The sequence below is a fragment of the Curtobacterium sp. PvP017 genome (assembly GCF_054060195.1).
In genome coordinates, this window is the sequence record NZ_JBSSCY010000005.1 from 156,902 (window position 1) to 176,005 (window position 19,104).

The 19,104-nt window shown below is 71.3% G+C and carries 17 protein-coding genes; 9 read left to right on the top strand and 8 right to left on the bottom strand.

The annotated features are described in order from the left end of the window. Window positions 1-120: 120 nt before the first annotated feature. The gene (locus ACVKXF_RS11745) at window positions 121-2,247 is read left to right on the top strand and encodes a DEAD/DEAH box helicase (protein ID WP_340196182.1); all 2,127 of its coding nucleotides are present in this window, start codon (window positions 121-123) and stop codon (window positions 2,245-2,247) included. A gap of 130 nt (window positions 2,248-2,377) precedes the next feature. On the opposite strand, the gene ACVKXF_RS11750 is transcribed toward ACVKXF_RS11745, so the two are convergent. Continuing rightward, on the bottom strand, window positions 2,378-2,650 hold the full coding sequence (locus ACVKXF_RS11750) for a mycoredoxin (RefSeq protein WP_123313492.1): 273 nt from the start codon (window positions 2,648-2,650) through the stop codon (window positions 2,378-2,380). Window positions 2,651-2,718: 68 nt separating this feature from the next. On the opposite strand from ACVKXF_RS11750, the gene ACVKXF_RS11755 reads away from it, so the two are divergent. The 3 genes from ACVKXF_RS11755 to ACVKXF_RS11765 are packed head-to-tail and all read left to right on the top strand — an operon-like array spanning window position 2,719 to window position 5,425. Continuing rightward, window positions 2,719-3,063, top strand: coding sequence for a PadR family transcriptional regulator (locus ACVKXF_RS11755; RefSeq protein ID WP_396290689.1), 345 nt, complete (start codon window positions 2,719-2,721; stop codon window positions 3,061-3,063). Further along, window positions 3,060-3,899 carry a hypothetical protein gene (locus ACVKXF_RS11760; RefSeq protein ID WP_456795812.1) on the top strand — a complete coding sequence of 280 codons (840 nt, stop codon included), beginning with the start codon at window positions 3,060-3,062 and terminating at the stop codon, window positions 3,897-3,899. Before ACVKXF_RS11755 ends, ACVKXF_RS11760 begins: the two co-directional genes overlap by 4 nt. Beyond that, window positions 3,896-5,425, top strand: a complete 1,530-nt coding sequence (locus tag ACVKXF_RS11765; RefSeq protein WP_340196185.1) for a CYTH domain-containing protein — start codon at window positions 3,896-3,898, stop codon at window positions 5,423-5,425. Before ACVKXF_RS11760 ends, ACVKXF_RS11765 begins: the two co-directional genes overlap by 4 nt. Window positions 5,426-5,553: 128 nt before the next feature. Here the strand turns inward: ACVKXF_RS11765 and ACVKXF_RS11770 are convergent, their stop codons facing one another. Both ACVKXF_RS11770 and ACVKXF_RS11775 read right to left on the bottom strand, forming a co-directional pair. After that, a complete protein-coding gene (locus ACVKXF_RS11770) occupies window positions 5,554-7,701 on the bottom strand; it encodes a S9 family peptidase (protein WP_456795813.1) in 2,148 nt (715 codons plus the stop codon). Between the two features lie 40 nt (window positions 7,702-7,741). Next, window positions 7,742-8,986: a Fic family protein gene (locus tag ACVKXF_RS11775; protein ID WP_456795814.1), complete on the bottom strand. Its 1,245-nt coding sequence runs from the start codon at window positions 8,984-8,986 to the stop codon at window positions 7,742-7,744. Between the two features lie 81 nt (window positions 8,987-9,067). Between ACVKXF_RS11775 and ACVKXF_RS11780 the strand changes: the two genes are divergently transcribed. Next, window positions 9,068-10,267 (top strand): amidohydrolase, encoded by a 1,200-nt coding sequence (locus ACVKXF_RS11780; protein WP_456795815.1) that lies wholly within the window; start codon window positions 9,068-9,070, stop codon window positions 10,265-10,267. Window positions 10,268-10,377: 110 nt separating this feature from the next. Here ACVKXF_RS11780 and ACVKXF_RS11785 read toward each other — a convergent pair whose 3' ends face one another. Next, the gene (locus ACVKXF_RS11785) at window positions 10,378-11,268 is read right to left on the bottom strand and encodes an aminodeoxychorismate lyase (protein ID WP_456795816.1); all 891 of its coding nucleotides are present in this window, start codon (window positions 11,266-11,268) and stop codon (window positions 10,378-10,380) included. Between the two features lie 44 nt (window positions 11,269-11,312). Further along, the gene (locus ACVKXF_RS11790) at window positions 11,313-11,663 is read right to left on the bottom strand and encodes a tryptophan synthase subunit alpha (protein ID WP_123313499.1); all 351 of its coding nucleotides are present in this window, start codon (window positions 11,661-11,663) and stop codon (window positions 11,313-11,315) included. A 64-nt stretch (window positions 11,664-11,727) separates the two neighbouring features. On the opposite strand from ACVKXF_RS11790, the gene ACVKXF_RS11795 reads away from it, so the two are divergent. After that, entirely contained in the window at window positions 11,728-12,246 is a 519-nt protein-coding gene (locus ACVKXF_RS11795) for an 8-oxo-dGTP diphosphatase (RefSeq protein ID WP_456795817.1), read from the top strand. 6 nt (window positions 12,247-12,252) lie between these two features. Here ACVKXF_RS11795 and ACVKXF_RS11800 read toward each other — a convergent pair whose 3' ends face one another. Genes ACVKXF_RS11800 through ACVKXF_RS11810 form a run of 3 tightly spaced genes read right to left on the bottom strand, consistent with a single transcriptional unit; the run spans window position 12,253 to window position 15,868 of the window. Continuing rightward, complete coding sequence (locus ACVKXF_RS11800) at window positions 12,253-12,543, bottom strand: hypothetical protein (protein ID WP_123313501.1); 291 nt, start codon at window positions 12,541-12,543, stop codon at window positions 12,253-12,255. Between the two features lie 28 nt (window positions 12,544-12,571). Next, window positions 12,572-14,128 (bottom strand): ABC transporter permease, encoded by a 1,557-nt coding sequence (locus ACVKXF_RS11805; protein WP_123313502.1) that lies wholly within the window; start codon window positions 14,126-14,128, stop codon window positions 12,572-12,574. A gap of 51 nt (window positions 14,129-14,179) precedes the next feature. After that, window positions 14,180-15,868, bottom strand: a complete 1,689-nt coding sequence (locus ACVKXF_RS11810; protein WP_123313503.1) for a cation:proton antiporter — start codon at window positions 15,866-15,868, stop codon at window positions 14,180-14,182. Window positions 15,869-15,985: 117 nt separating this feature from the next. On the opposite strand from ACVKXF_RS11810, the gene ACVKXF_RS11815 reads away from it, so the two are divergent. The 3 genes from ACVKXF_RS11815 to ACVKXF_RS11825 all read left to right on the top strand — a co-directional run bounded on the left by ACVKXF_RS11815 (window position 15,986) and on the right by ACVKXF_RS11825 (window position 19,100). Further along, window positions 15,986-17,242, top strand: a complete 1,257-nt coding sequence (locus ACVKXF_RS11815; protein ID WP_123313504.1) for an inorganic phosphate transporter — start codon at window positions 15,986-15,988, stop codon at window positions 17,240-17,242. Continuing rightward, entirely contained in the window at window positions 17,242-17,538 is a 297-nt protein-coding gene (locus tag ACVKXF_RS11820) for a hypothetical protein (protein ID WP_123313505.1), read from the top strand. Before ACVKXF_RS11815 ends, ACVKXF_RS11820 begins: the two co-directional genes overlap by 1 nt. A gap of 71 nt (window positions 17,539-17,609) precedes the next feature. Continuing rightward, window positions 17,610-19,100, top strand: coding sequence for an aspartate ammonia-lyase (locus tag ACVKXF_RS11825; RefSeq protein ID WP_396290696.1), 1,491 nt, complete (start codon window positions 17,610-17,612; stop codon window positions 19,098-19,100). Window positions 19,101-19,104: the final 4 nt, after the last annotated feature.

Below are 19,104 nucleotides of genomic sequence, written 5' to 3' on the forward strand. Positions count from 1 at the left end.
GACCGGCGATGCGGTGGGCCACGGTGGCCCGCAGCCGAACCGGAGCCGTGTCAGGACCCGGTGCAGGACTTCCGCCCCACGGGCGGCTCGCCCCGATGCGTGGGCGGAACAGGAGGAGCGTTGGCTCGATCAGGCACCCGGCGAGCTGCCGGCGGGACGCGGACCGCGTCACGTCGGACGAGGCCGCTGGACAACGATGGCGTGATCCCCGTCCTCGCCCGCGCAGTGCGCGAGGTCGAGGCGGCGGCGCAGCGTGGACCGCTCAAGGCGACGAACCGGACGAAGTTCCAGGCCGTCGCACTGCTCATGCGCGAAGAGCGCGCACGGGTGAAGGGCGACACCGAACTCACCGACTCGCAGCGCGCCGAGCAGCTCAAACGGCTCGACGGCGTCGCGACGATCCTGGCGAAGACGGCGGCGCGCGACACCAGCGTGATCCAGCTGCTCGCCGAAGAGGTCCAGGTCTCCGAGGCGACCCGAGCCGTCAAGCGCGACATGATGATCGCCGGCGGCATGGAGCTGCAGCCGGAGGACCTCGTCATCGCGACGGAACCCGCCCCGGTCGCCGAGACCCCGGTGCGCGCGGTCACCCCGCAGGCGGTCGTGCAGCGCCAGCTCGCGAACCCGTTCCTGCCGCCGGACTTCGCGCTCGCCGACCAGCCCGTCGCGCATCCGCGCCGCCTGGCGAACTGGGAGCTCTTCGGCCCGCTGTTCAAGTCGTTCGAGTACGGCGCAGGCGGGGGAGCGGCGACGATGCCGTTGCCCGAGCCCACGTCGCTGCACTCGCGCTCGGGCACCACCCTCATGAAGCACCAAGCCGAACTGGTCGCCGCCGCGTCGCAGGGGCACCGCACGTTCCTGCTCGCCGACGAGCCGGGTCTGGGCAAGACGGCGCAGTCGCTGCTCGCCGCCGACGCCGCGAACGCGTTCCCGCTGCTCGTGGTCGTGCCGAACGTCGTCAAGACGAACTGGGCGCGCGAGGCCGAGCGCTGGGTGCCGAACCACCGCGCCACCGTCATCCACGGCGACGGCAACGACCTCGACGGGTTCGCCGACATCATCATCGTGAACTACGAGATCCTCGACCGGCACGCCGGCTGGCTCGGGAGCTTCGGCTTCAAGGGCATGGTCGTCGACGAGGCGCACTTCATCAAGAACAAGGACTCGCAGCGCGCCCGGTTCGTGCTGCAGATCGCCGACCGCATCCGACAGCGCACCGCAGCGCCGCTGCTCATGGCGCTGACGGGTACCCCGCTGATCAACTCGGTCGAGGACTTCCGCACCATCTGGGAGTACCTCGGCTGGATCGACGACAAGAAGCCCCGCGCGAAGCTCATGAACGAGCTCGAGGAGATCGGGCTGACCCCGGCCGACCAGGGCTTCTTCGTCGAGGCCCGTCGTGCCGTGATCGACCAGGGCATCGTCCGACGCCGCAAGGTCGACGTCGCCGCGGACATCCCTGCCCGCCGGATCGCCGACATCCCCGTCGAGCTCGACGGCGACGAGGGGCGCTCCATCCGCGACGCCGAGCGGGAGCTCACCGCGAAGCTGGTGCGCCGGTACCACCAGGCGCTCGACGCCCGCACCGGGCAGGACCCGGTCGTCGGCATCGACCACAAGCTCGTGCGGCAGGTCGCCCGCTGGGAGCTCGAGGACCAGGACGCCTCGTCGACCGGCGAGAACGTGTTCTCGATGGTCCGCCGCATCGGTCGTGCCAAGGCCCAGCTCGCCGCGGACTACGCCGCGCAGCTCGCGTCGAACGTCGGCAAGGTCGTGTTCTTCGCCAAGCACCTCGACGTCATGGACCAGGCGGAAGAGGTCTTCGCGCGTCGGGGCCTGCGCACCGCCACGATCCGTGGCGACCAGACGGCCACGCAGCGCACGGCGCAGATCGACTCGTTCGTGAACGACCCCGACGTCGCCGTGATCGTCTGCTCGCTCACCGCGGCCGGCGTGGGCCTGAACCTGCAGGTCGCGTCCAACGTCGTGCTCGCCGAGCTGTCGTGGACGAGCGCCGAGCAGACCCAGGCGATCGACCGCGTGCACCGCATCGGGCAGGAGGAGCCCGTCACCGCGTGGCGCATCATCGCCGCACAGACGATCGACACGAAGATCGCCGAACTCATCGACTCGAAGGCGTCCCTGGCCGCCCGCGCGCTCGACGGGTCGGACGAGGAACTCGTCGACTCCGGCGACATCCAGCTCGACGCGATGGCCGCACTGCTGACCGAGGCGCTCGGCGGCTAGCGACCGGGTCCGGCGGCGCGAGTCGCGGCGCGAGTTCGTCTCGCACAACCAAAGTCCGTCCGAACCACGCGGTTCGGACGGACTTTGGTTGCGTGGGGCTTCGCGCCGGGGGGCGCCGGGGCGCCGCTGCTCAGATGCGGGACTGCACCTCGGCCAGGGACGGGTTCGTCGCCGTGCTGCCGTCGGGGAACACCAGCGTCGGCACGGTCTGGTTGCCGCCGTTGACCTCGGCGACGAGTTCCGCCGTACCCGGGGTCTGCTCGATGTCGACCTCGGTGAAGGGCACACCGGCCTTCGTCATCTGGTTCTTCAGGCGGGCACAGTAGCCGCACCACGTGGTCGTGAACATCGTGACGCCGCCGGCTCCGGGGGTGAACTGCTCGCGCGTGATCGTGTCGCTCATGGCGCCAGGCTAACCCCGCTTTCTGGACGCCCTTGACGCGCTTATCCGATATAGCTAGGTTAAGCCGCATGGATCCGATCCAACGCATCACCGCCCCGACGCTCGACGTGCTCGACGCACTGCTGACCGTCGACGGCCCGGCATGGGGGCTGCTCGTCATCAAGGCCACCGGGCGCCAGGCCGGCACCGTCTACCCGATCCTCGAACGACTCGAGCGGCAGGGGTGGATCACGTCGTCGTGGGACGACGAGACCGATCGACCGGGTCCGCGTCGTCGGCTCTACGAGTTCACGCCCGACGGGGTCGACGCCGCACGCGACCTCGTCGCCGCGCGTCCGTCCGCCGCGACGCCCGCGCCGTCCGCCGCGACGCCCGCGCGTCCGGCTCGCTCGGCCCGGCCGGTGACCTCGTGAGCGCGCTCGACCGGGTGCTCGTGGGGGTCGCCGTCGCGGTCTCACCCGCGGCACACCGCGCCGCCCGCCGCGAGCAGTGGCTCGCCGACGTCCGCGATGCCCACGAACTCGACCTCTCGCCGACCGCACTCGCGTTCGGCGCGTTCACCACGGCGCTGTTCCACCGACGCGCCGGCCACCGTTCCACCTGGGAGGACACCATGACCGCACTGCCGACGCCCGTCCGTTCCGCACCGCACACCATCCGCACGATCCCGGTGCTCGTCGCGTTCGCGGTGCTGTCCTTCGTCGTCTCGGTGGGCGTCCTCGCACTCCTGCAGCGGTACAACGGCCTGCCGGAGGCGCGTCCTGTCTTCGACATGGTGGGGATCGGGCTCGCGGTGGTGCCGGGAGTCGCCGTCGCGACGAGTGTCCTGCTGGTGTCGGACGTCGCACGCCGCCGCCGGGTCCTCGGCGCTGTCGCCGTGTTCGCCGTCGCCGCCGTGTGGTGGGCGATCACGAACGGTTCGCTCAACGTCCCCGTGTACGCCCCGGTCCAGGTCGGCGTCATCGCGGCTGGGCTGCTCGCGGTCTGGCTCGTGGTGCTCCACCGGCCGGGATGGACGTACTCGCTCCTCCTCCTGCCCGTCGTCGCTGCCATCCTGGTGTTCCCGCTCACGGAAGCAGCGAACGGCACGGGCATCCCGTACTCCGTCATGGCGCTGGTGTCGTGGGCCGGGCAGCTCGTCCCGTTCCTGGTCGCCGTCGTCGGAGCCGTGGTGGCGTCACGGTTCTCCACAGATGCGCCCGCGGTGGTCGAGGCGCACGGCGAAGCCCTGGTAGACAAGACCCCGTGAGCGACACCCACCTCGAGATCGAGCGCACCTACGACCTGCCAGAGGGCGGTGCCCTGCCCGACCTCGTCGGCGCCGGGGGCATCCTCCGCACCGAGCACCAGGAGCCGTTCGAGCTCGATGCGACGTACTGGGACACCGAACGGTACGACCTGGTGGCGGCGCGGGTCACGGTCCGCCGCCGCACCGGTGGCCCCGACGCCGGGTGGCACATCAAGCGCTCCGAGTCGGACACCGTCCGCCACGAGCAGCACTTCCCGCTGACCGACGACGCCGACGCGGTGCCGACCGAGGTCCTCGCCGCGCTCTTCACCGAGCGCCGCGGCCGCGGCCTGCGACCCGTGGTCCGCATCACCACCACCCGCACCGTCACCCGCCTGCTCGACGAGGACGGCGACCAGGTCGCCGAGCTCGCCGACGACCAGGTCACCGCCCAGCGCCTCGACGACGACGCACCGGAGACGCCACGCACCTGGCGCGAGGTCGAGGTCGAGGCCGTCGCGGGTGTCGACCCGCAGGTCGCACACGAACTCTTCACCGCCCTCGACGGGCGCTTCGCGGCCGTCGGCGCCGGCCCCGCCGCCGTCGCGTCCAAGCTGGCACGCGGGCTGGCAGGAGCACCGGCACCGCGCCTCCAGACCGAGGAGAAGCCGGACAAGGGCACGACCGCCCGCGTCCTGGCGAAGCGGCTGCGGAAGCTGCGCGCTGCGCTGCTCGGCCAGGAATCGCGCCTCCGCTCCGGCGATGCGGCCGACCTGCGTCAGACGGCCGAGACCGCCCTCGAGGTCGCTGCGATCCTGAGCGCCTACCGGCCGGCGTTCCCCGCCGGCGACGCCGTCGACCGCGCCGCCGAGGCAGCGGACGGGCTGGCCGCCGTCACGGCGCGTGCCGCCCTGAACGAGTACCTGATCGACCGGCTGCCGCGCGCGTCGACCCCGGCGCAGGACGACCTCGTCGACTCGATGACCCGCGAACGCATCCTGGCCTCGACCCGTGAGCGTCGCGACCAGTCGGTGCGGGACGTCGTCGCGTTCGTGCACGGCGAGCCGTTCCTCGAGCTGCTCGACGCGCTCGACGACGCGGTCGAGCGGCCGGCCCCGACCGAGTGGTCGCTCCGTTCACCGAAGAAGGTCGCGCAGGACGTCGGGGCGGTCGTGAAGCCGCACATCCGGGAGCTCGTCCGGGCCGCGGTCGCCGACGACACCTCCGACACCGCCGCCGAGCGCGAGGCCGCCGACCGCGCGACCACCGAAGCCGCGTGGCAGGCCACGATGCGGGCGCGGATGGCGATGGACGTCCTCGGCGACGACGCGTTCCCGCACGCCCTCTGGAAGCGGATCGGCAGCGCGGCCGACGTCCTGACCGAGCGGGTCCGGTCGCTGCACGCCCTCGACGCACTGCGGACCAACGCGGCGATCGCCGAGCGCGGTGGCGAGGGGACGTTCGGGTACGGCGTGCTCGCGGGGGACCGGGTGCGGCTGGCCGAGGAGTCCTACGACGAGGCGGTGCACGCGCTCAACCGCGTGTGAGCCGTGCGATGCGCCGCGCCGCGCCGCTGGCGTTCGCGGGCGTCCGTGGGCGTTCGCGGAGGATCGCTTGGTGAGCAGAAATGGTCGGGTGCCCACGGGCAACCCGACCATTTCTGCTCACGAAGTGGTCAGGACGCGGCAGGTGCCTCGTCCGCCAGACCCAGCACGTCCAGCAGCCAGGCCAGCTCGAACGCCCGCTCCTTCCACGAGGCGTACCGACCGCTCACGCCACCGTGGCCCGCGGACATCTCGGTCTTCAGCAGCACCGGCGCTCCGACCTCGCGCAGCTTCGCGGTCCACTTCGCCGGCTCGACGTACAGCACACGGGTGTCGTTGAGCGACGTCACGGCGAGGATCCGCGGGTACTGCACGTCGTCGCGGACGTTCTCGTACGGGGTGTACTCGCTCATGTAGCGGTAGACCTCGGCGTCGTGCAGCGGGTCGCCCCACTCGTCCCACTCGATGACGGTCAGCGGCAGGTCGGGGTCGAGGATGCTCGTGAGCGCGTCGACGAACGGCACCGCGGCGACGATCCCGGCGAACCGGTCCGGCGCGATGTTCGCCACCGCACCCATCAGCAGCCCGCCGGCGCTGCCGCCCTCGGCCACGAGCCGGTCCGCGGTGGTGCGGCCGGACGCGATCAGGTGGTCGGCGACCGCGACGAAGTCGGTGAACGTGTTCTTCTTCGTCAGGGTCTTGCCGTTCTCGTACCAGTGGCGGCCCATCTCGCCCCCACCGCGCACGTGGGCGACCGCGAAGACGACACCGCGGTCGAGCATCGACAGGCGCATGACGCTGAAGCCGGGGTCGATCGAGTGCTCGTACGAGCCGTAGCCGTACAGGTGGAGCGGCGAGGGGGTGTCCGCGTCGACGGCGTCGCGGCGCCACACGAGCGAGATCGGGACGCGGGTGCCGTCCGAGGTGGTGGCCCAGTCGCGCTCCTGCGCGTAGTCGGCCGGGTCGTAGCCGCCGAGCACGGGCTGGCGCTTGAGGACCGTCACCTGGCCGGTCGCCAGGTCGAGGTCGCTGACCTCGGACGGGGTGACGAAGGACGTGAACCCGATGCGGAGCGTCGGCTGGTCCCACTCGGGGTTGCCGCCGAGCCCGGCCGAGAACAGTGCTTCGTCGAACGGGACCTCGTGCGCGTCGCCGTACCCGTCGCCCTCGATGGGGATGATCGCGATGCGGGGGAGCGCCTCGGATCGGTACTCGAGCGCGAGGTGCCCGGCGAAGGCGTCGACGGACTCGATGCGGCGCTCGCTGTCGTGCGCCACGACCACGCGGCGATCACGTTCGGACGTCGGGTCGTCGGCGGGGACGTCGACGAGCTCGAAGTTCTCGGCGCCGTCGTTGTGCAGCACGAGGAACCGGTCGCTGCCGCCGACGATGGCGTGCTCGATCTCGTACTCGACACCGTCGCGCCGCGGCCAGACGACCTGGAACTCGCCGGTGGGGTCGGCTGCGTCGAGCACCAGGGCCTCCGAGGTGATCTTCGACCCGAGCTCGATGACGATGTACTGCGACGATCGGGTCACGCCGACGCCGACCCAGTAGCGGTCGTCCGGTTCCTCGAACACCAGGACGTCGTCGGACGCAGCCGCGCCGACCGCGTGCCGCCAGATCTTGTCCGGGCGCCACGACTCGTCGACCGTCGGGTAGAAGACGTACCGGCCGGCGGGGTCGAAGGTGGCGCCGGCCCCGGTGTTCGGGATGGCGTCGCCGAGGTCGGCGCCGGTCGTCAGGTCGCGGACGTGCAGGGTGTACCGCTCGTCGCCCTCGACGTCGATGCCGTACACCAGGCGGGTGCCGTCGTCGCTGATGTCGTAGGTGCCGAGCGAGAAGAACTCGTGGCCGTCGGCCAGGGCGTTGCCGTCCAGCACGACCTGCTCGCCGGGCAGGGTGGACTCGCCCTCGACGACGGCCGGCGGGGTCCAGTCGTCCGGACCAGCGATCGGCGCGCGGCAGTGCACGCCGTACTGGCTGCCCTCGGCCGTGCGGGTGAAGTACCACCAGTCGCCCATGCGCACCGGCACCGAGAGGTCGGTCTCCTGGACGCGGCTCTTGACCTCGGCGAAGACGCGGTCGCGCAGCGGCGCGAGGTGCTCGGTCGCGGCGTCGGTGTACGCGTTCTCGGCCTCGAGGTAGGCCAGGGTGTCCGGCGACTCCTTGTCGCGCAGCCACTCGTAGTCGTCGACGAAGTCGATGCCGTGGTGGGTCCGCGTCACGGGCCGCTTGGCGGCGGTGGGAGGGGTGGCCTGGGAGTGCTCGGTGCTCACCGTCCCACCCTATTCGCACCGCCCCGCGGCGAGCCGGGCGTCATGCCACCGCACGGACCGGGTCCGATCGCCCGGTGACCGCAGCCTGCACGCGCTGCTCGAAGGCCTCGAGCTCGTCGACCACCGCCGGCACCACCCAGGCCCGGTCGCGCCGCCGCTCGGTGACCGGACGCAGCACCCCGGTCCGCACGAGGTCCGCGGCGACGGCATCAGCGGCCCCGGCCGGGACGAGCTCGTGCAGGTGGGCTTCCGTCAGGACCGGATCGTCGGAGAGCGCCCGGCCGACGACCGCGTGCAGCCCGTCGGCGCACGGCCCTGCAGCCCGGTCGGCCGCGTGTTCGTCGAGGAGCAGGGCGGTCACGATCGCCTCGTCGCACACGGTACCGATGGCGATCGCGACGTCTGCCACGAGGGCGTCCACGACCCCGTCGCGGTACCGCTCGAGGTGCCGGAAGTACCGGCCCCGATCCGCTGCGAGCGCGGTGGCGATCGGTGCCGTCACCGTTGTCGTGACGCCCCGGCGGCGCAGCACGGCGCTGATCAACGCACGTCCGATCCGGCCGTTGCCGTCGGTGAACGGGTGGATCGACTCGAACTGGGCGTGCCCGATCGCAGCCTGGGCGATCGGGTGCAGGTCCGTCCGGTGCAGGAACGCGAAGAGGTCGGTCATGAGCGGCGCGACGAGCTCCGGCGGAGGCGGGACGTACGTCGCCAGCCGCGGGGTGTCACCGCCACCGATCCAGTTCTGGACGCTGCGGTAGCGCCCGGCGTACCGCCCGTCGACCGGGTCGTCGCGCATGAGCAGCCGGTGCGCCTCGAGCAGCGCGGCCTCGGTGATCACGCCCGTGTCCGCTGCTGTGACCAACCCCTCGATCGCACCGGCGGCGCGGACGACGACGGTCGCAGTCGGGTTCGTGCGGACGCCCACGAGCGCTCGCGCGCAGTCGTCGAGCGACGCGGACTCGTCCTCGATCCGTGAGGACGCCACCGCCTCGGTCCGGCCGATCACCGAGCCGAGCGGCGTGAGTCGGGAACCGTGGTGGACGTCGAGTGCACGGAGCGCGGCCGCGGCGCGGTCGAGCAGCGCCTCGGTGGCATCGCCGGGCACCCACCGGACCCGGGCGATCCGCGGCGGCAGCGACACCCGCACGGACGTCGTCATGCGGTCGTCGCGGGAGCCCCGACGGGAACTGCGCCACGGACGCTCCGCACTGCCGTGCACGGGCCAGCTGCCGGGCGCGGGCGACGTGCCGAGGAGGTCCGCGGGGTCGATCCGATGTGCCATGCCGCGAGCGTAGAGACCTCCGGACGCCCGACGCCAGGAGTTCGTATTTCGCGTGTGTGCCGCCCGCGTAGCGTTGGTGGCATGCGCAACTCCTTCGCGATCACCGGTGCCCACGTCGTCCCCGTCTCCACCCCCGCCTTCGACGGCGGCGCGGTCGTCGTCGAGGACGGCCGCATCACGGCGGTCGGTCCGGACGTCACACCGCCACCGGGAGTCACCGTCGTGGACGCAGCCGGCGCCTGGCTCGTGCCCGGGTTCGTCGAGTCGCACGGCCACGTCGGCATCCACGAGGAGGCGAACGGCGAGGCCGGCAACGACACGAACGAGATGACCGGCCCCAACATGGCCGGGGTCCGTGCGATCGACGCGATCGACATCGACGACGAGGGCTTCCGCGATGCGCTCGCCGGCGGCATCACGAGCATCGTCGTGAAGCCCGGCTCGGGCAACCCGATCGGCGGCCAGACCGTCGCCATCAAGACCTGGGGCGGCCGGACCGTCGACGAGCAGCTCATCTCGGACTCGGTGAGCATCAAGAGCGCCCTCGGCGAGAACCCGAAGCGCGTGTACGGCGGCAAGGGCCAGACGCCGTCGACGCGCCTGGGCGTCGCGAAGATCATCCGTGACGCCTTCGTCGAGGCGCAGAACTACCGTGCCGCCCGCGACGCCGCCGCGGCCAAGGGCGAGCCGTTCGCGCGGGACCTGTCGAAGGAGGCCCTGGTCCGGGTCCTCGACGGCGAGCTCGTCTGGGACCAGCACACCCACCGCCACGACGACATCGCGACCGCCATCCGGCTGTCCGAGGAGTTCGGGTACCGACTCGTCGTGAACCACGGCACCGAGGCGCACAAGATCGCGAGCCTGCTCGCCGAGAAGGACATCCCGGTCATCTACGGCCCGCTGTTCACGAGCCGATCGAAGGTGGAGCTCCGCGACCGCGGCATCCCGAACCTCGCCACCATCGCCGCGGCCGGCGTCCGGGTCGCGATCACCACCGACGCCCCCGTCGTGCCGATCGGCATGCTCGTCGACCAGGCGACGGCCGCGGTGAAGGAGGGCCTCCCCGCGCAGACCGCGCTCGAGGCGCTCACCGTCAACCCGGCCGAGTTCCTGGGCTTCGGCGACCGCGTCGGACGGCTGGCCGAGGGCTACGACGCCGACCTCGTGCTCTGGGACGGCGACCCGCTCGACGCCACCAGCCGCGCGACGCGCGTCTGGATCGACGGCGAGCCCGTCTTCGAGTGGGCGGACGGCGTCGGCGTCACCACCCCGCGCTGGTAGCGGGGGAGAGCCGGGAGGCGCGGATCGCGACGTGCCCGGACGTCGCGATCCGGGCCTCCCGTCCGTGGCGCCGGGGCGCTGGGTGGTGACGGTCGGCGGACCCGGCCGGCTCAGACCTCGCGCGCCAGCAGGAACTCGTTGATGCGGTCCGTCAGGTCCGCGTCGATCGCCCGGGTGTCGCCGTTCACCGAGCGGATCGGCGCCGCCTGACGGACGCTCGACACGAGCCAGAGCGCGTCGGCGGCCTGCAGGTCGGCGAGGGTGACGAGCTCGTAGGCGGTCTCGATGCCGGCCTGCTCGGCGAAGCGGAAGACGTCGGCCTGCGTGGTGCCGGCGAGGATCCCGATGTCGGTGCGCGGCGTGACGAGCCGGTCGCCGACCTTCAGGATCAGGTTCGCGCGCGTGCCCTCGAGCACGTAGCCGTCGCTCGACACGAACAGGGCGTCGTCGGCCCCGCGGCGTGCGGCTTCGCGCAGGGCGGCCATGTTGACGGCGTACGAGAGCGTCTTCGCGCCCTGCAGCAGCCACGGCGAGGTGCGCTCGACGTCGTGCCGGTACCCGCGGTCCAGCACCACGACGGAGATGCCCTCGGTGCGCGCCGCGGTGGAGTCGACGGACGGCGCGGCGTACACCCACCCGGTGGGGCGGTCGGTGCCCTCGACACCACGGGTCAGGACGGTCTTGACGAAGGCCTCGCGGACCGGGTCGAGCCGGGCGCAGACGGCCTCGATCGCCTGCCGCCACGCGTCGGGGTCCGGCGCGGGCAGGTCGAGCATCGCGGCGGAGCGGCCGAACCGGGCGAGGTGCGCCTCGAGTGCCTGGGGGCGACCGTCGACCACCGTGATGGTCTCGAACACGCCGTCGCCCCGGGTGATGCCGAGGTCCTGGACCTGCAGGTGCTCCTCGAGCGGCTTCGCCCAGGTGAAGGCGTCCGCTGCGGGGTCGTGCGGCGCGGCGTCGCGGGAGGGCTGGTTGAGGATCGCGAGCACGGTTTCGGTCATGTGCCCATCCAACCGCACGGGCGTCCGTGCGCGGTGTGCGGCCGTCAGCTCGCGTCGGGCAGCGCGCCCATGAGCTTCCACACCGCCTGCGTCAGTTCGGGGTGCTGCAGCGCGATCCGGCGCAACCGGTGGTACTCCTCGCCGAGGGCCGTGCCCTGACCGGACGCGGGGTGCATCGACCACTGCGCGTTCCGCTTGCCGATGGCCGCGTCGAGGTCGACCGCATCGGCCCGGAGGATCAGCACGACCTGCTCGTCGACCGTGGGGAGCGTGGGCATGAACTCCCAGGGGTCCTCGCCCTGTCGGCTCCGGTGCTCGACGAGCATCGAGATCTCCTCGGCCGCCTCGGCGCGCAGCACTTCGAGGCTGCGCCCGGTCCTGCGGGGCTCAGCCATGGTGCCCCCGCAGCCCGCCTGCCATGGGAAGAGCGTACGGCACTTCTTCGGCCACACTGGACGGGTGACCCCGCGCGACGAGAGCAAGTCCCAGCACCCCCGAGTGGTCGTCGTCTACCTGCTCCGTGATGGTGCGGACGGCCCCGAAGTGCTGCTGGGCGAGAAGCGCCGCGGCCTCGGCACGGGCCGACTGGTCGGCCCCGGCGGCAAGCGTGAGCCCGGCGAGACGGCGGTCGAGACCGCCGTGCGCGAGGTGCGTGAAGAGGTCGGCCTGCGGCTCGACGCGGTCGACCTGGAGGCCCGTGGCACGTTGGACTACCGGTTCCCGTACCGACCGTCCTGGTCCCAGGTCTCGGACGTTTTCGTGTGCCGCCGCTGGCAGGGCAGCCCGTCGGGCTCCGACGAGCTCGAACCGCGGTGGATCCCCGTCGCCGACGTCCCCTTCGGGGCGATGTGGGACGACGCGAAGTACTGGCTGCCGGGGGTGCTGCGTGGGGGTTCGGTGCGTGCACGCTTCACGTTCGCCGACGACGACGCGACGGTCGCGGGCTTCACCGGGACGGGCGTCGAGACACCCGCGTAGTCCGCGTCAGCGGGTCTGCTGGTGGGTGCGGGTGCTGCCGGTGCGCGCCTCTTCGGCAGCGGCGATGACCTCGGCGTCGCCGCTCCGACCACCGAGGGGCCGGACGAAGAAGTCGATGATCCCGAACACGATCGCGCCGACCATGGCGAACATCGCCCAACCGACGAAGAGCCCGGCGGTGTTCCGGCCGTCGGCGGGGGCGAGCACGATGCTCGCGACGTAGAAGCCGACCGTCAGCACGAGGAGCACGACGACGACGGTGACGAGGACGCGGTGCCAGGTGATGCGGGGGTTCATGCGACCCAGGATACCCGGCCGCCGTGGCTCACCGGTCGGCGTGCCGGCCGTGCGGCTGGTCGTCCGTGGCCTCGACGCGAGCCGACGTGTCGGACCGGACCGGGGCCCTGGAACCCTCGGTGCGTGGGACGGGACGGGTGCGTGGTCCGGTCCCCGCTCCTCCCGGCCGCTGCACCGGGATGCGGCCCGTGGGGGTGGTCTCGGTCTCGAGGCCGTCGCGGCCGCCCGTGAAGACGTCGCCGCCGACGCGGGCGTCCTCCCAGTCGTCGTCGCTCAGGACGCTCAGGGTGCCCGTCTCCGTCGACTCGAGGCCGTGGCGCTCGAGCTCGGCGTCGCGCTCCTTGCCGAGGAACTCGCGGTTCGCGGTGTTGGCGTCCTGGAACATCGTGGTCCGGCCGGTGACGATGGCGCGGATGCGGCGCCGTTCCCACCACTTCTTGCCGAAGTACATGAGCACCAGGCCGGCCGCGGCGTAGCAGCCCATCGTGATCAGGCCACGCGCCGGGCCCGGACCGACGCCGTAGATCTGGTGCTTGATCATGTCGACCATGCTCGACCCGACGACGACGTTGTTGAGCCAGGCGAACGGCTCCGGCATGAACCACTTCGGGTACGCGCCCCCGGACGACGGCATCGACAGGAACACGAAGCAGATCATGGCGGGGGCGGCGATGAACCGGCCCACGAAGTAGCTCAGCCCGTTGACGGCGAGACCGATCGCGACGATCCACCCCCACGCGATGAGCACGAGCTGGATCCAGTGGCCGTGGATCGCACCGACCACCGGTCCGGCGAGCGTGTTCGTGATGAGGGAGATGACGAGGCCACCGACGACGATGACGGCCATGCGGGTGCGGTGCCGGAGCGGACCGCCCATGATCCCGATGAACATCGCGACCATGTAGCCGCCGATGCACCAGGCGAGCATGACGTACATCGGCACGGTGCCGTACTCGTCCCAGGCGGGCAGGGGAGCGAGCTCGGTGACCGTCGGACTCGCGACCCCGATGCCGGTCAGGACCGCGGTCAGCGTCGCCGGGACGAGGCTCGCGACCTGGAACTGGTGTGCGCTCGCCTTGAAGAACTCGTTCGTCGCGGGGTCGTAGGCGACCGCCATCGAGCCGGCGAGGACGTCACGCTTCGCCGCGGCCAACGAGTCGTACGTGTGGAAGACGAACTCGCCCGGCAAGGCCTTCTGCACGGCCGCGACGAGCGTCGGGTCGCTGCCGACCAGTGCGATCGGCACGTCGTGCGGGTGCGGTGCGTGGAAGGCGAAGACGTAGCAGAGGCAGAAGCCGACGATGAAGAAGAGCGGCATCCAGAGCTGCAGGCCGATGAGCTGGAGCGACGGGTGCAGGGTGGCGTACCAGCGGCGGTAGGCGCCGTGCTGCTGCGGCTCCGGGACGGGCGCCTGACGACGCGGGGCCGGTCGGGATGACCCGGCGACCTTCGCACCGCGACGGGGCTTCGTCCCGCGGGCCGAGGGCCGGGTGCTGCGTGGCTTCGGTGCCGACGTCGGCCGGGACGCTCCGGGACGTTCCGGGGTGTCGTCGTTCCTGGGGACGTCGTTCCGCGGCGTGCTCACTCGGCGCTGTGCTCCTGTTCTCGGACGGAGCGCCAGGATACGCCGGGGCCCTCAGGAGCGGCTGCGTGAGGCCTGCGCCGAGTCCATCGCGAGCTCTTCGGCGTCGAGGGTCACGAGCACGCGGCGCATGACCTCCTCGTCGAGGTTGCCCTTCTCGCGCTCCTCGAGCACGATCTCGCGGCGGCGGTCGAGCAGCTCGCGCCGGATGTCCTGGATCTGCGAGCCGCGCAGCCGCATCGGGGCGTTCCGCTCCTCGTCCTCTTCCTCGAGAGCGTCCTGGCGGAAGGTCTCGACCTGCCGCTCGAGCCGGGCCTTCAGCCGGTTCACCACGGAGTCGACGGCGACGGCGCCGTACTGCTTCGACCAGTCCGGGCGGCGCTTCTCGAGCAGCTCGATCGCCGCCTCGGTCGTGCGCTGGTTGAGGCGCATCTCGCTGCGGACGTCCTCCTCGCCCTCGGCCGGGTCCTGCACCTTGAGGGCGCGGATGACGAACGGCAGGGTCAGGCCCTGCAGCAGCAGGGTGCCGACGGTGACGAAGAACGCGATGATGAAGATCGTGTCCTGTGCGGGGATCTGCGTCGGGCTCGCGACCACCGACACCGCGGCGGCCAGGGTGACCACGCCGCGCATGCCGGTCCACGAGATCACGGTCAGCTCGCGCCAGTTGAGCTTCGGTTCGGCCGTACCGCGCATCCACCGCAGGGACGGGTGCCCGCGGGACAGCTTGATGCGCAGTGGACGGAGCCACCGCCCGTTGAAGCGGTTGCGCACGTACGACTCGAAGATGAAGAGGGGCCGCACCAGGATCACGACGCCGAGCACCACGGCCGCGGCGGTGAGGGTCTGCCCGAGGCTCCGCTCGCTCTCGACCAGGTCCTGCACCACCGTGTTGAGCTGCAGGCCGATCAGGGCGAAGACGAAGCCCTCGAGGATGACGTCGATGCTGGTCCACAGCGGGCGCTCCTGCAGCCGCGTGGCGTAGCCCTCCTTCGGCGAGTTGTAGCCGATGTACAGGCCGGCCGTGACGACCGCGATGACGCCGGAGCCGGAGAGGTCCTCGGCCAGGATGTACGCGACGAAGGGCAGCAGGATGCTCATGATCGTCTCGACCACGGGGTCGTTCAGACGCATCCGGATCCAGTGCACGACGACGCCGAGCACGATGCCGACCGCGAGCCCGACGCCGATCGCCAGGCCGAAGATGCCGAGGTCCTGCCAGATTGTCAGCGACGTGCCCGCGATGATCAGCGTGAACACGCGCACCAGGGTCAGGGACGCGGCGTCGTTGATCAGGCTCTCGCCGGACAGCACCGTCATCACCCGGCGGGGGAGCCCGAGCTTGCGGCCGATCGCGGCGGCCGACACGGCGTCCGGCGGGGCCACGATCGCACCGAGCAGGATCGCCGCCGGCAGGGTCATGTCCGGGATGAGGAAGTACGCCACCGCGCCGACGACGAGTGCCGTCACGATGACCAGGAAGATGCCGAGACGCCGGATCTGCTTGATCGACGTGCGGAAGCTCTGCCACGACACGTCGAGGGCCGCCGAGTAGAGCAGCGGCGGCAGGATCACCGTCAGGATCACCTCGGAGTCGATCTCCATCGCGGGGAGCCCCGGCAGGAACGACGCTGCGAGCGCGACCGCCGTCACGAGCAGGGGAGCGGGGAGTCCCTTCGCCCGTGCGAACCCGGTCACCGCGAGCGATCCGACCAACAGGATGAGGAGCTCGACGGTGTCCATGGGACTCATTCTCGCATCGGCATGGTTCCGAATCTGAACGAGTCTGAAGCTCCGGTGAACAACGGGTTGCCGATCAGGTTTGCTCCGGAGGCCGTCGATGGGGAACACTGGCCCGCGGTGGACATCACACTCATAGTCGTCCTGGTCATCGCGTTGGCCCTCTTCTTCGACTTCACAAACGGTTTTCACGACACCGCCAACGCGATGGCGACTCCGATCGCGACCGGGGCCATGAAGCCCAAGGTCGCGGTCACGGTCGCCGCGGTGCTCAACCTCGTCGGCGCGTTCCTCAGCACCGCGGTGGCGACCTCGATCTCGCACGGCCTCATCAACGAGGGCCCGGGCGGCGTCGCGATCTCACCGGAGATGATCTTCGCGGGGCTCATCGGAGCGGTCGTGTGGAACATGATCACGTGGCTCCGCGGGCTGCCCTCGTCGTCGTCGCACGCGCTGTTCGGCGGACTGATCGGAGCCGCGATCGTCGGCGCCGGGTTCCAGTCCGTGAACTACGTCGCGCTGCTGACGGTGGTGATCATCCCCGCCTTCGCGTCCCCGGTGATCGCGTCGCTCGTGTCGTTCCTGTCGACACGCATCGCGTACCGGATCACGAAGCGCCCGGTGTTCCCGAACGAGCGCGGTGGCTTCCGCGTCGGGCAGATCTTCACCTCGTCGATGGTGTCGCTCGCACACGGCACGAACGACGCCCAGAAGACGATGGGTGTCATCACGCTGACGCTGATCGCGTCGGGGGCGCAGTCGTCGAACCAGGGCGTGCAGTTCTGGGTCGTCGTGGCCTGTGCCCTGGCGATCGCCCTCGGTACCTACACGGGCGGGTGGCGCATCATCCGCACCCTCGGGTCCGGCATCACCGAGATCCGTGCGACCCAGGGCTTCGCGGCCGAGGCGTCGACCGCCGCGACGATCCTGGCGTCCAGCCACCTCGGCTTCGCGCTCTCGACCACGCAGGTGTCCTCGGGCTCGATCATCGGTGCCGGGCTCGGCCGCCGCGGCTCGAAGATCCAGTGGTCCACCGCCGGCAAGATCGTCATCGCCTGGTTCATCACGCTGCCCGCCGCCGCAGCCGTGGGCGCCGTGGCGTCGGGCATCGCACGCCTCGGCGTCGTCGGGCTCGTCATCGACGCGGTCGTCGGTGCCGCCGTGATCCTCGGCCTGTACCTGTGGTCGCTCCGGAAGCCGCACGAGCAGGCATCGGCCATCGAGGTCGACGTCGCCGCGAACGCCGTGTACACCCGCAAGGAACTGCGCGACCTGCAGCGCAAGAAGCGTGCGGACGCCGTCGCCGACCGTCGCGCCGCACTGAGCCGCGAGCGCACGCTCCGCCGCATGGCCGCACGCAAGGGAGGCCGTCGCTGATGGGCATCGACTGGTTTGCATTCCTCACCGTGGCGCTCGTCGCCGTGGTCTCGTCCTGCTTCGTCGTCGCCGTCTACTCGGTCGGCCTCCGCTTCTGGAGCGCCGCGGACACCCGCGCCGGCAAGTTCACCGTGAAGGACGACGGGACGATCGGTCCGGCGACCGCCGGGTTCCCGAACCCGGCCGGAGCGTCGACCGCGGTGCGTGCCTTCCGGGCGCTCGCGATCCTCTGCTACGCGGTCTGCGGCGCCGTCGTCCTGTACGGCATCTACCTCATCGTCCCCCAGTTCCACTGACTCCGGCGCGGGCCCGCACACACCCCGAGCTCGTCCCGGACCGGCCGGACGGACTGGGCTAGCCTCGACGTGTGACCGGCAACGAAGCAGCACAGGCCCCCGCAGGGGCGCAGACCCGTACCGAGAGCGACTCGCTGGGGTCGCGCGAGGTCCCGATCGACGCCTACTGGGGCATCAACACCCTGCGCGCGCTGGAGAACTTCCCGATCACGTCGGTGCCGATCTCGGTGTACCCGGACCTCATCGAGGCCCTCGCCACCGTGAAGCAGGCGGCGGCGCGGGCGAACCGGGCGATCGGGGTCCTCGACGAGGAGCGCGCCGACGCCATCGACCGTGCTGCGCAGGAGGTGCGTGACGGTGCCCTGCGTGAGCAGTTCGTCGTCGACGTCGTGCAGGGCGGCGCGGGCACGAGCACGAACATGAACACGAACGAGGTCCTGGCGAACCGGGCCCTCGAGCTCCTCGGCCGCGAGCGGGGCGACTACGGGTACCTGCACCCGATCGACCACGTGAACCGCAGCCAGTCGACGAACGACACGTACCCGACGAGCATCAAGATCGCGATGATCTTCTCCGCCCGGCGGCTCATCGAGCAGCTCGAGCAGCTCTCCGCGGCGTTCGCCGAGCGGGGGAACGCCTTCGCCGACGTGCTGAAGGTCGGCAGGACGCAGCTGCAGGACGCCGTGCCGATGACCCTCGGGCAGGAGTTCACCGGGTTCTCGCACACCATCCAGGAGGACGCCGACCTGCTCCGCAAGGTCCTGCCGCTGTTGGCCGAGATGAACCTCGGCGCGACGGCGATCGGCACCGGGATCACCGCGGACCCGCTCTACCGCGACGAGGTCCGCCGGCAGCTACAGGACGCCAGCGGCATCGACGTGGTGACGGCGCCGGACCTGATCGAGGCGACGAGCGATGCCGGCGCCTTCATGACCCTGTCCGGCACGGTGAAGCGCAGTGCCGCGAAGCTCTCGAAGATCTGCAACGACCTGCGGCTGCTCGCGTCGGGGCCGCAGGCGGGGCTCGGCGAGATCACCCTGCCGGCGCGCCAGGCGGGCTCGTCGATCATGCCGGGCAAGGTGAACCCGGTGATCCCCGAGGTCGTGAACCAGATCGCGTTCGCCGTGGTCGGCGCCGACACCACGGTGACGATGGCAGCCGAGGGCGGCCAGCTGCAGCTCAACGCGTTCGAGCCGATCATCGCGCACTCGATCCTCCAGTCGCTGCAGTGGATGTCCCGGGGCTGTGCCACGTTGCGCGAGCACTGCGTGACCGGCATCGAGGCGAACGAGGCGAAGCTCGCGGCGCAGGTCGACACGAACGTCGGGGTGGTCACGGCGCTCACCCCGTACATCGGCTACGCGGCGGCGGCGTCGATCGCGCACACGGCACTGACGACGTCGACGCCGATCTCGACGCTCGTCGTCGCGGCCGGCCTGATGGACGAGGACCAGGTGCAGCGTGTGCTGAGCCCGGCGCGGCTGTCCGGCATCGAGCTCGCGACCGGTGCGATCCCGGTGGTCACCGAGGAGATGCTGGACCGAGCGGCGCGCGAGCGCTGAAGCC

Excerpts from the sequence above, each read along its gene's own strand:
- ACVKXF_RS11750 (WP_123313492.1), bottom strand. The coding sequence starts at position 2,650 with ATGAGCGACACGATCACGCGCGAGCAGTTCACCCCCGGAGCCGGCGGC.
- ACVKXF_RS11755 (WP_396290689.1), top strand. The coding sequence starts at position 2,719 with ATGGATCCGATCCAACGCATCACCGCCCCGACGCTCGACGTGCTCGAC.
- ACVKXF_RS11775 (WP_456795814.1), bottom strand. The coding sequence starts at position 8,986 with ATGGCACATCGGATCGACCCCGCGGACCTCCTCGGCACGTCGCCCGCG.
- ACVKXF_RS11780 (WP_456795815.1), top strand. The coding sequence starts at position 9,068 with ATGCGCAACTCCTTCGCGATCACCGGTGCCCACGTCGTCCCCGTCTCC.
- ACVKXF_RS11785 (WP_456795816.1), bottom strand. The coding sequence starts at position 11,268 with ATGACCGAAACCGTGCTCGCGATCCTCAACCAGCCCTCCCGCGACGCC.
- ACVKXF_RS11790 (WP_123313499.1), bottom strand. The coding sequence starts at position 11,663 with ATGGCTGAGCCCCGCAGGACCGGGCGCAGCCTCGAAGTGCTGCGCGCC.
- ACVKXF_RS11800 (WP_123313501.1), bottom strand. The coding sequence starts at position 12,543 with ATGAACCCCCGCATCACCTGGCACCGCGTCCTCGTCACCGTCGTCGTC.
- ACVKXF_RS11810 (WP_123313503.1), bottom strand. The coding sequence starts at position 15,868 with ATGGACACCGTCGAGCTCCTCATCCTGTTGGTCGGATCGCTCGCGGTG.
- ACVKXF_RS11820 (WP_123313505.1), top strand. The coding sequence starts at position 17,242 with ATGGGCATCGACTGGTTTGCATTCCTCACCGTGGCGCTCGTCGCCGTG.